The following is a 16,040-nucleotide window of genomic DNA, read 5'->3' as shown; positions in this document are numbered from 1 at the left end:
TCGGGAGTCCTACATGGCCCGATAAACAGAACCAAAGCCGAACACCGTTTATGAGAAGTGGAGAGTTATCTGTGGCGAGGGAGCAAGCTCCCTCGCCACAGGTGTCACTTGGCTTCGAGGGGAGGCGCAAGGCCTACATCACCCGCCAACCCCCACCCAACGCCCTGTACAACGCCACGCTCGCCTGCACCCGCGCCAATCGCAATTGCACGTTCATGTCCTGGGCGGCGTACAGCGTGCGTTGGGTCTCCAGTACCGTGAGCAAATCTTCGGCGCCGGCCTGGTAGCGGCGTTGGGCGATGTCGAAGGCGGTCTGGGCCTGGTGCAGTTCTTCGCTTTGCCATTGCCGTTGGCGGTCGAGGCCGTTGATGCCGTTCAGGGCTTTTTCGACGTCGGCGAAGCCGTTGATGATGGCGGCGCGATAGAGCTCCAGCAGTTCCTCCTGGCGGGCGCTGGCTTTGTCCCGTTCGGCCTTCAGGCGGCCGTTGTTGAAGATCGGCGCGGCCAGGCCTGCGCTGAGGTTGTAGACGTTGTTGCGCAGCAACTGGTCGGCGATGTCGGCGCCGGTGGCGAAGCTCAGGCCCAGGGTCAGGGTGGGCAGCATGGCGGCGCGGGCGACGGCAATGTCGGCCTGGGCGGCGGCGAGGCGGGCTTCGGCGGCGGCGATGTCGGGGCGGCGGCGCAGCAGTTCGCTGGGCACGCCGGCGTCGATGGCGGGCCAATGCAGGCGGTCGAAACTGTCGTCGTCGAGCCTGACCGACTGCACCGATTGCCCCAGCAGCGTCGCCAGGGTGATCAACGCTTCGCGGGCTTGTTGTTGCACTTGCGGCACGCGGCGTTGTTGGGCCGCTACCAGGCTTTTTTGCTGGGACAGTTCCAGGGCCGTGGCGCTGCCGGCGTCGTAGCGGGTCTGGACCAGATCGAGTACACGCTGGGCGTTGTCCAGGTTCTGTTCGGCGATGCGCTGTTGCTCGCGCAGGGACAACGCCTGGGTGTAGCTGTTGGCGACGCCGCTGAGCAGGGTCAACTCAACGGTCGCGCGGTCGAACTGGCTGGCCGACAACGTCTTTAATGCACTGTCCCGGGCCGCCCGTTTGCCGCCCCAGAAGTCCAGCTCATAGGTGGCGCTGAGATTGGCGTCGTAGTAATCGATGGTCCGGTTGTCTCGATCCACATCCAGTTGGCTATAGCCCTTGCCGCGCATCAATTCCTGGCGATTGCCGTTGAGCCCCGCCGTGACCGCTGGCAGCAATGGCGCGCCGGCGATCACGGCGCTGGCCTCGGCCTGGCGCACCCGGGCCATGGCGGCGGCCAGGTCGTGGCTATCCAGGCGCGCCTGCTCGATCAAGCGATTCAATTGCGGGCTGCCGAAGTGCGTCCACCATTGCAGGTTTACCGCTTGGGCGCTGGGTGTATCGAGGCTCTGCCAAGCCTGGGGCGGTTGAATGCCGCTGTCGGGCGTCGACAATGGAGTGGCGCAGGCCGCCAGCAACAGGCTGGCGGCCAGGAGGGTCAGGTGCGCTTTCATAAAGTGGGGTTCATTCACTGGTGAGGGCCGCCACCGGGTCGAGGCGGGCGGCCTTGCGGGCAGGCATGAAGCCGAAGACGACGCCGGTGACCAGGGCGCAGCCAAAGGCGCCGAACACCGCCAGCCATTCGAAGGCCACGGCGATCTTGCCCAGCAACAGGGCGCCACCCACCAGCAGGGCCAGGCCGATGCCGGCGAGCCCGCCGACCACCGAGAGCATCACCGCTTCGGTGAGGAATTGGCGCAGGATGTCCCGTTGGCGGGCACCGGTGGCCATGCGGATACCGATCTCGCGAGTGCGTTCGCGCACGGTCATGAGCATGATGTTCATCACGCCGATGCCGCCCACCAACAGCGAAATAGCCGCGATAGCGCCGAGCATCAGCGACAGCGTGCCTTGGGTGCGGGCTTCGGCCTGGATCATCGCGGCGTTGTTGGTCAGCTCGAAATCCTGCTTGCCGTCGTGCAGGCGCAACAGCGTTCGGGAGACCGCCTGCTCGGCCTCCTGGACCTTGCCGGCGTCCCGGGCGGCGATCACCACGTATTCGGGATGGCGGGTGCCGAACAGCCGCACGCTGGCGGCGGAGTATGGGATGGCGACGCGATTGTCGGCGTCCGAATCCCCGGAGCTGGCGCCTTTTTCCGCCAGTACGCCGACTACCTGGAATGGCATGTTCTCGATCAGGATGTAACGGCCGATGGGGTCGGCGACGTCCTTGAGCAGTTTCTCCCGGACCTTGTGGCCGATCACCGCCACCGCCGCGGCGCCGCGTTCGTCGGCATCGGTAAAGTAGCTGCCCTCGGCCACTGGCCAATTGAAGATGATCGGGAAGTTGGTGTCGTTGCCGCCGACGTAGCTGGTGTGGTCGAGGTTGCCGAAACGCACGCTGGCTTCGGCGCCGTTGACCGGCATGATGCGCTGCACCTCGGGCAGGGCGGCGAGGGCGGCCAGGTCGTATTCGCTGATGATGCCCTTGGTGGCGCGCGGCGAGGGCGCGCTACCGTTGAGGTAGATGATGTTCGAGCCGAAGGCGCCCATCTGCGCCATGACCTGGCGCTTGCTGCCTTCGCCCACGGCCAGCATCACCACCACCGAGGCCACGCCGATGACAATGCCAAGCAAGGTCAGGGCGGTGCGAAAGCGGTTGATCCACATCACCCGCCACGCCGCTTGCACCGCGTCCACCAATTCGCCTTTCCAGGCGCCGTTGTGTTCGCTGCCGGCACTCAGGCGCTGGCGCAGGTCCACGGCTTGCAATGCCTTTGGGTTGGCGTGCACCTCGTGCGGCAAAGCGGTGGCGCTGTCGCTGATGATCAGCCCATCGCGGATTTCGATGATGCGCTTGGCCCGGGCCGCCACTTCGCGGTCGTGGGTGATCAGGATCACCACGTGGCCCTGGCTCGCCAGTTCGTCGAGCAAGGCCATGACCTCGATGCCGCTCTGGCTGTCGAGGGCGCCGGTGGGCTCGTCGGCGAGGATGATGTGGCCACCGTTCATCAAGGCCCGGGCAATCGACACCCGTTGCTGCTGCCCGCCGGAGAGTTGATGGGGACGGTTGCCGGTGCGGCTGGCCAGGCCGAGGCGGTCAAGCAGGGCGCTGGCCCGGGCGTGGCGCTCGGCGGCGGAAGTGCCGGCATAGATCGCCGGCATCTCGACATTTTCCTGGGCGGTGCCGGAGGGAATCAGGTGATAGCCCTGGAACACGAAACCGAACGCTTCGCGCCGCAGCCAGGCCAGTTCATCGCTGCCCAGATTGGCGACGTCTTCGCCCGCGAAACGGTACTCGCCGCGGGTGGGGCGGTCGAGGCAGCCAAGGATGTTCATCAAGGTGGATTTACCGGAGCCGGACGCCCCGACAATCGCCAGGAACTCCCCGGCGTGAATGGCCAAGTCGATGCCGCGCAGCACCTCCACCCGAGGGCTGTCGCCGCCGCCGTAGGCCTTGCGAATGTCCCGCAGTTCGATCAGGGGCGTGTTCATTCAGCCTCCGCTGCCGCTGGCCGAGCCGATCAGCACCCGGTCGCCTTCGCTCAGGCCGTCGAGTATCTGCGTGCGCAGGCGATCGCTGACGCCCGTGCGAACGGTGCGCGCCTGGACATCGCCATTGTCGGCCAGCACCTGCACCTGATTGGCGTCTTGCAGGGCAGCGATGGGCACGGTCAGCACGTCCTTGGCTTGGGCAGCAACGAAAAATACCTGGGCGGTCATGTCGGTCATCAAGGCGCGGTCGGCGTTGTCCACGTCCAGCAACACGGTGTAGAGCACCACCCGTTCGCTGCCACTGCGGCCACCGGCGGGGCTGCCGCCCTGGCTGGCTTCCAGCGGGCGCGGCGGCACCGGGAGGATCTGGCGAACGGTGCTGCTCCAGCGCCGGTTGCCGCCGGCAAGGGTGGTGAAGTAGGCGGTCATGCCCGGCTTGACGTGGCCGATATCGGCTTCCGACACTTCGGCCCAGACCGTCATCGGCGACAGCCGGGCGATGCGCAGGATCAGCGGGGTTTGCTGCTGGGCGTTGAGGGTCTGGCCTTCCCGGGCGCCGACGGCGACCACGGTGCCGCTCATCGGCGCATAGATGCGTGTGTAGCCCAACTCGGCCTCGTCGCTGCGCAGGCTGGCCTGGGCCTGGCGGATCTGGGCCTGGAACATGTCGATTCGCGCCTGGGTCGCGCGCACTTCGGCCTGGGCGGTCTGCACGTCCTCCTCGCGGGTGGCGCCGCCGGCCTTGAGTTGCTGCTGGCGACGGAATTTCTGCTGCGCCAGGTCGTGCTGGGCGCGTTGCTCCTGAAGCTGGGCCTTGAGGTTTTCGATGGAAAAGCGCCCGGCATCGAGCTTGGCTTTTTGCGTGGACGGGTCGATTTCCACCAGCAACTGGCCTTCACGGACCTCGTCGCCGGCTTCCACGTGAATCTTCTGGATCTGCCCGGACGCCTGGGCGCCGACGTCGACATAACGCCGCGGTTGCAAGGTGCCCAGGGCGGTGACGCTGTTTTCGATATCGCCCCGGGTGACGGGGGCAGTGACCAGGGGCGCACGACTTGGCGCGACCGCTTGCCACGCGGCGAAGGCCACGGCCGGGAGCAGGGCGAAGGTGAGAAGCCAGGCGCGTCGGGTAGGGCGGGGACGTTTCATGCAGGGTTCCGGCCGGTGATATCGGGCCCGTCGCGCGGAGGGCCGGGACGGGAGGCTGTTCTGGTAGACGAGCGTTCCGGGCGGGAATTTACTGGTGTGAAACACTTGGTAGCAGGTTGGAAAAAGTCAATTGCAGCGCCACAGCCCCTGTGGCGAGGGAGCTTGCTCCCGCTGGGGCGCGAAGCGGCCCTAAAACCTGAATCCCGGTTATGTCAGATTCAAGGGTGTTACCTGCCTTGGGCCTGCTGCGCAGGCCAGCGGGAGCAAGCTCCCTCGCCACAAAAGCAATACCTGGCGGCAGTTGAGGTAAACGAATCAGCCTTGATACAAACCAACGCTTTAAATCTATATGAGAATTACTATAAATTACGCGATTGAATCTGCCACTATCGTGCCATGCCCTTTTCAGGCATGCCGGGTGGCCCAGGGATAGCTGTCGCAGTCATTGCGCACGGGAGTCATGTTGGAAAACTACTATCGCGAGCTGGTGTGTTTCCTGAACGCCAGGCTAGGCAACCGCCAGGCGGCCGAGGATGTGGTGCATGACGCTTATGTGCGGGTGCTGGAGCGTGCCAGCGACACGCCCATCGAACAGCCGCGGGCGTTCCTCTACCGCACGGCGTTGAACCTGGTGATCGACGGGCATCGGCGCAATACCCTGCGTCAGGTTGAATCCCTGGATGTGCTGGACAGCGAAGAACGCTTCTTCACCCCATCGCCCCATATCAGCTTCGACCATGGCCAGCGCCTGGACATGCTGCAACGTGCCCTGGCCGAGCTGCCGCCGCTGTGCCGCGAGAGTTTCCTGCTGCGCAAGCTCGAAGGCCTGTCCCACCCGCAGATCGCCGAGCGCCTGGGCATTTCCCGGGCGCTGGTGGAAAAACACATCGTCAACGCCATGAAGCACTGCCGCGTTCGCGTGCGACAGTGGGACGCGCCCTGATTCGATCGTCACCGGTCACCCGGCGGTAAATTTTTTTTCATTGTCCTCGTTCCTCTCAACAGACGACTTGCCGGCGCCTCGAACGCCGGTCAGGTTCCCCAGGCTTTTCGTGCCCTGTTGAGGGGCTTTTCCAGAGGACACTGGACATGACACAGGCAATTGCATCGCCCACCGTTCACGACTTGATCGGCATCGGCTTCGGCCCTTCGAACCTGGCGCTGGCCATCGCGCTGCAGGAGCGGGGGCCGGCCCAGGGTGAACTGGACGTGTTGTTCCTCGACAAGCAGACCGACTACCGCTGGCACGGCAACACCCTGGTGACCCAGAGCGAGTTGCAGATTTCCTTCCTCAAGGACCTGGTGACCCTGCGCAACCCCACCAGCCCGTATTCGTTCGTCAATTACCTCAAGCACCACGGCCGCCTGGTGGATTTCATCAACCTCGGCACGTTCTACCCGTGCCGCATGGAGTTCAATGACTACCTGCGCTGGGTGGCCGGACACTTCACCGAGCAGAGCCGTTATGGCGAGGAAGTGCTGCGCATCGAACCGGTGCTGCATAACCAGCAGGTCGAAGCACTGCGGGTGATTTCCCGCGATGCCCAGGGCGAAGAGTTGATCCGCACCACCCGCTCTTTGGTGGTCAGTGCCGGCGGTACCGCGCGCATCCCCGAGGCGTTCAAGGCGTTCAGGGATGATGCGCGGGTGTTCCACCACTCCCAGTACCTGGAGCGCATGGCGAGCCAGCCGTGCGTGAAGGGCCAGTCGATGAACATCGCCATTATCGGCGGCGGGCAGAGCGCGGCGGAGGCCTTTATCGACCTTAACGACAGCTTCCCTTCGGTACAGGTCGACATGATCCTGCGCGGCTCGGCCCTCAAACCGGCGGATGACAGCCCGTTCGTCAACGAAGTGTTCTCTCCGGAATTCACCGACCTGGTGTTCCAACAACCCCACAGCGAGCGCGAGCGGTTGGTCAACGAGTACCACAACACCAACTATTCGGTGGTGGACATCGACCTGATCGAACGCATCTACGGGATTTTTTACCGCCAGAAAGTCTCCGGCATCGCCCGTCATGCGTTCCGCACCCTCACCACGATTGAGAAAGCCACGGCCACCGACGCGGGCGTGGAACTGGCGGTGCGCAACAACGCCACTGGCGAGCTGACGGTGCGCCGTTATGACGCCGTGGTCTTGGCCACCGGTTACGAGCGGCAGATGCACCGCACCCTGCTGGAGCCGCTGGCGCAGTACCTGGGGGATTTCGAGGTGGATCGCAACTACAAGCTGATCACCGACGAGCGCTGCAAGGCGGCGATCTACATGCAGGGCTTCTGCCAGGCCAGCCATGGCCTGAGCGACACCCTGTTATCGATCCTGCCGGTGCGTGCCGATGAAATTGCCGGCTCGCTGTATGAACATGGGAACAATCGTGGGCAGGCGCGTCCGGTGCGCGATCGATTGCTCGCCGCTGTGTAGGCCCACAGGTATCAAGTCATTGCAGTAAATCTACAGCCAACCCCACCCTTTTGTGGGAGCGAGCTTGCTCGCGATGGCGTCGGTTCAGTCAGTATTGATGTGACTGACACGACGCCATCGCGAGCAAGCTCGCTCCCACAGGTCTGGGTCTTGGTAATTGCCTCAAGGCACTCGCAGGAAATTCTTCAGAAACTTCCTACACTCATGTCATGCGTCTGTTCGACAGGCGCATCGACGGTTCGCTGTTCCCTCGTATTGGCAGTCTGAACCCCCAACCGGTCACCCTGACTGAAGTCGGTGGTTTCCGGGCCGACTACGCCACGCGAAACACCTCGAACAGATGAAGCTCCTTCTACGCACGGGCCTGGTGGCGCTGCTGCTGGGCTCATTGGGTATGGCGCCACAGGTGGGCGCGGCGCCTGAGTCGTTGCAGGTGCTCGGGCGCTCCCATGTGGATGATTATTCGGTGTCCCTCGACGCCGCCGACTGGGGCTGGTTGCGCCAGAAGGGCACGTTGCTGCTGGGCGCCTCGGCGCCGGACTATGCGCCTTTCAGCATCACCGGCAATGGCCTCGACTACGAAGGCCTGACCGCGGACTACGCACAATTGCTGGGGCAGCTCCTGCACATCAAGGTGCAGGTCCAGCGCTACCCGTCCCGTGCCGAATCGCTCCAGGCCCTGCGTGGCGGTGAGATCGACCTGCTCGGCACCGCCAATGGCTTCGAAGCCGCCGATCCGGACCTGGCAATGTCCCAGGCCTATGCCGATGACTTGCCCACCCTCGTGGCCCGCATCGACGACAGCCAGGATTTGCCCACGGACCTGGCCGGCAAGCGCGTGGCGATGCTCTATCACTACTTGCCGCCGGAGACGGTCGAGGCGTTTTATCCCGACGCTGCCTTTCAATTGTTTCCCTCGACCTTGAGCGCCATCGGTGCCGTGGCGTTCGGTCAGGCCGACGTCTACCTGGGAGACTCGATCAGTTCCAACTACCTCATCAGCAAGAATTACCTGAACAACGTCCAACTGGCCGATTTCTCGCGCCTGGAGGTGCAGCCGTTCGCCTTTGCGGTCAGCCGCGACAACGCGCGGATGCTGCGCATCGTCAACGCCGCGCTGCAAGCCATTCCTGCCAGCGAACGCATGATCATCCTGCGGCGCTGGAGCGCCGGCGGGGCGAGCATGCCGGGGCAGCAGGCCTTGCATTTCAGCGTCAAGGAACAGCGTTGGCTGGACGCCCATCCGCGGATCAAGGTGGCGGTCAACGAAAACTTCCTGCCGCTGACGTTCTTCGACGAGCAAGGCCATTTGCGCGGCATCGGCGCTGATGTGCTGGCCCGGATCAGCTTGCGCACCGGTTTGAAATTCGATGTGCAGCGGGGCGATTCGGTTGACGATTTGATCGGCCAGATCAAGAGCGGCAAGGCCGACGTCTTGGCCACCGCCATCCCCAGCGCCGAACTCGAAGACGAGCTGCGTTTTACCCGACCCTACCTGGCGAACCCGTTCGTACTGGTGGTGCCGCTCAGGGCCAAGGTGCTGACCCTGGACCACATGGCCGGCAAGCGCCTGGCGCTGGTGCGTGGCAACGTGCTGCGCGAATTCCTGCTGGAGCAGTTCCCCCGGGTGCAGTTGGTGGCGGCGCAGAACGCGGCCGACGCCATGGCCATGGTCGCCGCCGGCACGGCGGACGCGGCGATCAATCCGCTGATCAGCGCCCGCTACATGATTTCCCGCCAGTACCGCGACACCCTGCAAGTCACCAGCACCGTGGGCACTTTGCCCGCGTACGTTGCCCTGGCGACGAACCCGGACGCCTTGGCGCTTCATTCGATCCTGGACAAGGCGTTGTTGAGCATTTCTCCCGAGGAAATGGACGAGCTGACCAACCGCTGGCGCAGTGAGGTGGTGATCGACAACAGTTATTGGCTGCGCAACCGCACCACGATTCTCCGAGGGTTTACCGTTGCTGCGCTGCTGTTGCTGGTGGCCTTTGGCTGGGGCGTTTATCTGCGGCGGCTGCTGGAACAGTTGCGCGTGGCCAAGGAAAGCGCCGACGAGGCCAATCGGGCCAAGACCACCTTCGTGGCGACCATGAGCCATGAGATCCGCACGCCGATGAATGCGGTGATCGGGCTGCTGGAGCTGGCCCTGAAAAAAGCCGACCAGGGCGTCGTGGACCGCTTCGCCATCGAAGTCGCGTCGGGCGCCGCCCATGGCATGCTGGACTTGATCGGCGACATCCTCGACATCGCCCGCATCGAGTCGGGCAAGCTGTCGCTGGCGCCGCAACGGGCCAATTTACGCGGGTTGATCGAGTCGGTGGCGCGGATCTTCGAGGGCCTGGCCTGGCAGAAACACCTGCGCTTGCATTGGGTACTGGATGCTACGGTCGATTGCGACGTGTTGGTCGATCCGTTGCGTTTCAAGCAGGTCGTCTCGAACCTGCTGAGCAACGCCATCAAGTTCACCGACCAGGGCGAAGTGCGCCTGAGTGTGCGCGGCGAGTTGAACCCTGAGCACAAACACTTGGGCATTTGCCTGCGGGTCGAGGACACCGGTTGCGGTATTTCCCCCGAGGACCAGCGCCGCCTGTTCAGCCCCTTTACCCAGGCCGGCCATCACCCCCAGTCGGCCCGCAGCGGCTCCGGGTTGGGGTTGGTCATCAGCCGCACGTTATGCGAAATGATGGGCGGCACCCTGGCATTACACAGCGTGCCAGGGGAGGGCACGCAGGTCGAAGTCTTGCTGGACTTGCCCATACTCGACACGCTGTCGACGCTGGCGCCCAGCCAGGACGAGGCGCCGCTGCCGGTCCGGGCGCTGAGTATCCTGGTGGTCGACGACTACCCGGCCAACCGCTTGCTGCTGTCTCAGCAACTGGGCTACCTGGGCCATCGTGTCCAGGAGGCACAGAACGGTATCGACGGCCTGCAAGCCTGGCGCAGCGAACATTTCGATGTAGTCATCACCGACTGCAACATGCCCTTGATGAGCGGCTACGAACTGGCCCGGGCCATTCGCGACGAAGAGCGCGAGCGCAACCTGTCGCCGGTGGTGATCCTGGGGTTCACGGCCAACGCCCAGCCTGAGGAAAAGCAGCGCTGCGCCGAAGCCGGGATGGACGATTGCCTGTTCAAGCCCATCGGCCTCAAGGCACTCAATGCGCACCTGGCCTCGGTCACGCCGGATGTGCGGGCGCCCCAGTCCAGCGATGGCATCGACTTGGCCGGCCTGGAACAACTGACCGGCAGCGACGCGGCGGCCATCAAGGCATTGCTGGAAGAACTGGTCAGCAGCAATGCCGAAGATCAAGTCCGACTGCTGCACTTGGCCACCCGACAAGACTTGCCGGGCCTGGCGGACCTGGCGCACCGGATCAAGGGCGGGGCGCGGATCATCCAGGCGCAACGCCTGATTGCTGCCTGCGAGGCGCTGGAAGAGGCTTGCCGAGAAGGCAACGTGTCGCTACTCACCGAAGCCGTGGAAGACCTACGCCAAGCCATCGACCACCTGGCGGAACAACTGAAAACCTGCATGGAAGGGGTAAAAACTGAGTAGGAACTGTAGGAGCCGTAGGAGCCGTAGGAGCTGACGAGTGCAACGAGGCTGCGATCTTCCCCCTGACACCCGAATCCCAAGCGAAAGATCAAAAGATCGCAGGCTTCGCCAGCTCCTACAGAATCCGAGTAAAGGATCGGTTTCCTCACCGCAGGGGCTGTGTCTGGCTTCATTTTAGGAATAGTCCTACATCGCCCTTCAAACACTTCCTCTAGCCTGAGCGCTCTTAATGTTCTTGAGCCGGTGCCTACCTGGCGCGTTGCTATTGGAAAGCTTGCCATGCCGAACAAAGCACTTCGTATCCTGCTTGCCGACACTCAACATACCCATCGAATCGTGCTGGAGCGTCTGTTCAATCAACAAGGCTACTTCCGGATTGTCCCCGTGAGCCATTTGCAAGAGTTGCTGACGCTGGTGGAGTACGGCAGCGAGCCGTTCGACCTGATTGTCGTCAACGCGCAGTTGGCAGGCGAGGCGCTGGATTTGCACGATTTTGTTGTCTATAACCCACAGGTTCGCCACGGGATGCTTTACAACGCGCAACCGGCCAGTCAGTCGCCGGTGCCTGTCGCACGTCGATCGAACCTGCATTTGAGCCCGGCGCCCCTGCCGGACCTCGCTTCGCTGCGGCGTTTGATGGAGCGGGTTGATCCTCAGGTCCCTGAGCCGTTGCAGGCGTGGGCGCGTCCCCTCAGGCAGGGTCATGGACACTGAACCGGACCGTTGGTCCGCACTGTCAGGTCTGACAGGTGGCAAGGCCAGGTACTTGTGCAAAAAGAGTCCTGTGCGGTCATGGCGCCGGTGCCGTTTGTATTGTTTTGGGGAGTTGCCTTGAAAGACGTGTTGATCGTGGATGACCACCCTGTCATACGAGGGGCGCTGCGGCTCATATGCCAGAATGAGGCGTTCACCCACATCCGGGACGCCAGCAGCGCGGCCGATGCCAGGGGCCTCATCAAGGAACGCGCGCCAGACCTGGTGATCCTGGACCTGGTGATGAACGGTTTCGATGGCCTGGACCTACTGGGCTGGATCATGGCCCAGTTTCCTGAATGCAGCGTGTTGGTGTTCACCTCCCAGGATGCACAGCACTTCTGCAACCGCTGCATCTCGGCCGGGGCCCGGGGTTTTGTGACCAAGAAAAGCGACCTGAAGGAGCTGGCCAAGGCCATCCAGGCGCTGAAATCCGGGTATGCCTATTTCCCGCAGATGCCCGTCCGGCTGGATTTCCTGCAACGCAGCGAGCAGCAGGCCTTGGAAAGCCTCTCCACCCGCGAGCTGTCGATCTTGCGCATGCTGTCCATGGGCATGCGTGGCAAGGACATCGCGCAAAGCCTGTTCCTGAGCCCGAAAACCGTCAGCACCTACAAGAGCCGCCTGTTGGAAAAACTCGGCTTGCAATCCCTGGTGGGGCTGTCGGAGTTTGCCAAGCGCAATCACCTCTAAATGGACTGACCCCAAACCTTGTGGGAGCGAGCTTGCTCGCGATAGCGTCCTATCCGTCAATGCATCATTGACTGACAGACCGCTATCGCGAGCAAGCTCGCTCCCACAGGGTTTTTTATTGGTCGTTCTCTAGATGGAACGCTAAAGCCGGTTTTTGCCGTCTAGTGCTTCAAGGGTGTCGGTTTTAAGCTATCTCCATCGAGTTGCAACACCTGATTTGGAGACACGGCATGAAAAACATCATCGGCCTCTACACCAGCCCGCGGCCCCATTGGGTCGGCGATGGCTTCCAGGTGCGCACGCTGTTTTCCTATGACAACCTGGGCAAGCACATCAGCCCGTTCCTGCTGCTGGACCACGCCGCCCCCACCGAATTCATGCCCACCACCGAGCGGCGTGGTGTCGGCCAGCACCCGCATCGTGGATTCGAAACCGTGACCATCGTCTACCAGGGCGAACTGGAGCACCGAGATTCCACCGGCAGCGGTGGCAAGATCGGCCCCGGCGACGTGCAATGGATGACTGCCGCTTCCGGCATCATCCACGAAGAGTTCCACTCCGAAGCCTTTGCGCGGCAGGGCGGCTTCATGGAAATGGTCCAGCTATGGGTCAACCTGCCCGCCAAGGACAAGATGGCCCCCGCCGGCTACCAGACGATCCTCAAGGGCGACATTCCGAACATTGCCCTGAAGGACAACGCCGGCAGCCTGCGCCTGATCGCTGGGCGCTTCGAAGGGCATCACGGCCCGGCGCGGACCTTCACGCCCATCGACGTTTGGGACATTCGCTTGAATGCCGATAAAAACCTCACCCTTGACCTGCACGAAGGGCACAACACCGCCCTGGTGGTGCTGCGGGGCTCGGTCCAGGCCAATGGCCGTGAACGGATCGAGGCCGGGCAGATGGCCCTGTTCGACCGGGCCGGCGACCAATTAAGCCTGCAAGCCAATAACGACGCGGTGGTGCTGCTGCTCAGTGGCGAGCCGATCGACGAGCCCATCGTCGGCCATGGTCCGTTCGTGATGAACAGTGAACAGGAGATTCACCAGGCCTTCGAGGATTTCCATTCCGGACGCTTTGGCCGGATGCAAGACTGAACGCAAAAACCACAGCCACCCTGACTCCATTGTGAGAGCGAGCTCGCTCCCACAGGACTTGAGTGTGATCTCTACAGCGTCTTCAATCTGTGCCAATCTTCGCCAATCGCCCTCCTGGAGCTGTTCCGATGCTGTTTCTGATCTCTGAGCACCCGTTGCTCTGTGCCCTGGCGCTGTTGGTGTTCGACCTGTTGATGTGGCACTTGGTCAGTGCGGATCGGATCTATTGGAAAGTCGGCGCAAGGCTGGTGATTTTTTCGCTGTTCAGCGTGCTGCTGTTCAACGAAGGCCTCAACCCCATGGTACCGGCGCAGTGGGTCGACGATGTGCCTCGGCACCTGGCGGCGACCGGTTTGCAGATCACCTGGTGGCTGTTCGCCGCGCGAACCCTGACGGTGCTGATCGTGGCGGCGTTGATGCAACGGGTCGGCCACACCGGGCGCTTGTTGCAGGATTTGCTCGGCGCGGTGATTTTCCTCATCGCCGTCATCGCGGCACTTGCCTATGTGCTGGATCTGCCGGTCAAGGGCGTGCTGGCGACGTCGGGCGCAATGGCGATCATCGTTGGCCTGGCCTTGCAGAGCACACTCAGCGACGTGTTTTCCGGGATAGTGCTCAATACCACCAAGCCCTACCAAGTCGATGACTGGATTTCCATCGATGGCACCGAAGGCCGGGTCACCGACATCGACTGGCGTGCCACGCGATTGCAGACCTCCCAGGGCAGCATGGCGGTGATCCCCAATTCGCTGGCGGCGAAAGCCAAGATCGTCAATTTCAGCCGACCCAGCGACATGCATGGCTTGGCCATCAGTCTCCAGGTCAGCCCCCATGCGCGTCCGCAAAAGGTGATCGACGCGTTGGAGCGGGCAATGATCGGTTGCCGTGCGCTGCTCGCGACTCCGGCGCCCTGTGTCACGCTCAAAAGCACCGGTAGCGGCGGGGCGGAATACGAGATCAGCGGATTCGTGGCGTCGATGGGGCAGAAGCGGGAGGTGCGCAATCAACTGTTCGACCTGGCGTTCCGGCATTTGCAAGCGTCGGGCGTGAGTCTGTTGTCCTCCAGCGAAAGCACTGCCTCCATCGGCGTGTCGCGCCCTCGGGCGCTGCTGGAAAGCTCGAGCATTTTTTCGACGCTACGCCCGGACGAAAAAGATGTTTTCAGCCAGAACATGACATTACAAAGCTTCCGTGCCGGCGATGTGATCCTGGCGGCGGGAGAGGTCAGCGATCATCTGTTCATCATTGAGTCCGGGGTGGTCAGCGTGACCCTCATGCGCAACGGCCAGCCACTCGAGGGCGGGCGCATGGGGCCGGGGGAAGTGATCGGTGAAGCCGGGATCGTCGCCGAGCAGGCGGCGCTGGCTAATTTTAACGCCAAGACCTTCTGCACCCTTTACCGCATCGAGAACAGCTACCTCAAGCCGTGCCTCGAAGCCCGTCGCGACATCAACGACGCGATGAAAAACCTGCTGGACGTACGCATGCACCTGGCCCAGAACCTGACCCGCGAAGCCCCCAAGCCGATCGCCAAGAAGCGCTTTTTGCAATGGTTGCGCAGCCGGGCCTAGCAATATTCGGAATGCTCATAACTAAGGCAGCAGAAGATTGTATTCTGTTGCTATTGATTTTATCCTTTTCGTGTGTTTTTCCGGTGTTTCGCCTAAAGAAATATTCCCCGGGTGTACCCGGTGAAGATGAGAAATGAAGTTGGCGAATTTTGGCATGGAGTTCTGTAGTAAAAATCTAATATATAAATCCAAGTCTTCAGCCATTCTTAAGTTTTCGTTGAAACCTCCGACTTTTTCGAAAAGCGCTTTCCTAAACAAGACGTTCCCTTGAAGGAAGTGTTTGCCTTTGACGATGGCATCAAGCATTTCATTTGGCGTATTAAAGTTCCATCCGTAGTAGTCTTCACCGCTTCGATATTTTCCATTTTCTTCGATGCGAAGAAAATCCGCAATGAACCAGTCGGTCTGTAAGTGGCTGTTTGTCATTACGAGGAAATTGTATATTGTTCTCTGGAGCGCTATGTCATCACTGTCCAAGATGAATATATATTCGCCTTTTGCTTTGGTGATGGCTTGGTTTTTTGAAAATGACTGCCCTTTGTTTTTTTTGCCGTAGACATAGCTAAGGTTATCCCATTTCGAATTTTCAAATATTGTCTCTGTTTTGTCGGTTGAATGGTCGTCATAAATGATATGTTCGAAGCTTGCGTTGGAGAGGGGCGTTGTAATATTTTTTTGAATGCTTTCTATAGCCTCCTTAAGGTATTCTTTTCGATTATAGGTCGCTGTTATGACGGATATGTTCATCGGTGTGGTCCGTTTCCAGATGTAATTGCATACGTTGCCTTTCTTGCTTTTTACTTTTTTTGGTTGAATGTCCGAGCTTATTTGAGAGTCTGAAACTCGGAAAGCATCATTTCGTCGTGGCCCCTATCAAATCTCGCGTGCTCTCATCGATAATTAAAGATGATACCTTGGGGTGGTAGTCGTGCTGAGTTAAAATTTTTCTGGTTTTGTCGTGTAAGCATTTTTATCGTGGTGTTTCATTTTGAGATGAGGATAGTTTTTGTTGTTCAGTATCGGCTACTGTAATAACTGACAGTTTCGATGAGCGGCAGGGGGGTGGGTTCGCAACGTTGCCTAAGCCTTAAAAACTGCCCCCTCGATCATGGATCGTGTTTGACTGAAGCCTGAAGCGTAATCCACCTCGACCTGTTCGAAAAAAGTCTGGCAAGGTGAAAGCTACGTCACGATGTGTCTCGCTCGCTTGTCTCGTGAGATGGGTGGGCGCAGCTGTCATGAAAAAACACCATCTTCGGCCGAACACTCGTTTGCTGAGCGA

Annotated in this window: 11 protein-coding genes; 7 read left to right on the top strand and 4 right to left on the bottom strand. The window is 61.3% G+C overall.

What is annotated here, in order from left to right; all coding sequences use genetic code 11:
• Positions 1–133 precede the first annotated feature (133 nt).
• From ACLH0I_RS20145 to ACLH0I_RS20135, 3 genes are read right to left on the bottom strand one after another with little or no spacing between them, the layout of a single operon-like run.
• Positions 134–1,528, bottom strand: coding sequence for an efflux transporter outer membrane subunit (locus tag ACLH0I_RS20145; RefSeq protein ID WP_411385203.1), 1,395 nt, complete (start codon positions 1,526–1,528; stop codon positions 134–136).
• Positions 1,529–1,538: 10 nt separating this feature from the next.
• Positions 1,539–3,509, bottom strand: coding sequence for a MacB family efflux pump subunit (locus ACLH0I_RS20140; protein ID WP_411385202.1), 1,971 nt, complete (start codon positions 3,507–3,509; stop codon positions 1,539–1,541).
• The gene (locus ACLH0I_RS20135) at positions 3,510–4,658 is read right to left on the bottom strand and encodes an efflux RND transporter periplasmic adaptor subunit (RefSeq protein WP_411385201.1); all 1,149 of its coding nucleotides are present in this window, start codon (positions 4,656–4,658) and stop codon (positions 3,510–3,512) included. It lies immediately after the preceding gene.
• Positions 4,659–5,118: 460 nt separating this feature from the next.
• Here ACLH0I_RS20135 and ACLH0I_RS20130 point away from each other — a divergent pair, with 460 nt between their 5' ends.
• The 7 genes from ACLH0I_RS20130 to ACLH0I_RS20100 all read left to right on the top strand — a co-directional run bounded on the left by ACLH0I_RS20130 (position 5,119) and on the right by ACLH0I_RS20100 (position 14,758).
• A complete protein-coding gene (locus tag ACLH0I_RS20130) occupies positions 5,119–5,601 on the top strand; it encodes a sigma-70 family RNA polymerase sigma factor (RefSeq protein ID WP_186708687.1) in 483 nt (160 codons plus the stop codon).
• A gap of 146 nt (positions 5,602–5,747) precedes the next feature.
• Positions 5,748–7,082: a lysine N(6)-hydroxylase/L-ornithine N(5)-oxygenase family protein gene (locus ACLH0I_RS20125; RefSeq protein WP_411385200.1), complete on the top strand. Its 1,335-nt coding sequence runs from the start codon at positions 5,748–5,750 to the stop codon at positions 7,080–7,082.
• Between the two features lie 340 nt (positions 7,083–7,422).
• Complete coding sequence (locus tag ACLH0I_RS20120) at positions 7,423–10,644, top strand: ATP-binding protein (protein ID WP_411385199.1); 3,222 nt, start codon at positions 7,423–7,425, stop codon at positions 10,642–10,644.
• Positions 10,645–10,923: 279 nt separating this feature from the next.
• A complete protein-coding gene (locus ACLH0I_RS20115; protein ID WP_250963148.1) occupies positions 10,924–11,358 on the top strand; it encodes a response regulator in 435 nt (144 codons plus the stop codon).
• A 117-nt stretch (positions 11,359–11,475) separates the two neighbouring features.
• Complete coding sequence (locus tag ACLH0I_RS20110; RefSeq protein WP_411385198.1) at positions 11,476–12,090, top strand: response regulator; 615 nt, start codon at positions 11,476–11,478, stop codon at positions 12,088–12,090.
• 230 nt (positions 12,091–12,320) lie between these two features.
• Positions 12,321–13,187, top strand: a complete 867-nt coding sequence (locus ACLH0I_RS20105) for a pirin family protein (protein ID WP_250963150.1) — start codon at positions 12,321–12,323, stop codon at positions 13,185–13,187.
• 128 nt (positions 13,188–13,315) lie between these two features.
• Positions 13,316–14,758, top strand: a complete 1,443-nt coding sequence (locus ACLH0I_RS20100; RefSeq protein WP_411385197.1) for a mechanosensitive ion channel domain-containing protein — start codon at positions 13,316–13,318, stop codon at positions 14,756–14,758.
• A gap of 21 nt (positions 14,759–14,779) precedes the next feature.
• On the opposite strand, the gene ACLH0I_RS20095 is transcribed toward ACLH0I_RS20100, so the two are convergent.
• Positions 14,780–15,505 (bottom strand): glycosyltransferase, encoded by a 726-nt coding sequence (locus ACLH0I_RS20095; protein WP_250963152.1) that lies wholly within the window; start codon positions 15,503–15,505, stop codon positions 14,780–14,782.
• Positions 15,506–16,040 lie beyond the last annotated feature (535 nt).

The sequence above is a fragment of the Pseudomonas sp. MPB03 genome (assembly GCF_046605385.1).
GTDB lineage: Bacteria > Pseudomonadota > Gammaproteobacteria > Pseudomonadales > Pseudomonadaceae > Aquipseudomonas > Aquipseudomonas zanjanensis.
The sequence above is the reverse complement of the archived record's forward strand: the minus strand, read 5'-3'. Positions and strand labels throughout refer to the sequence as shown.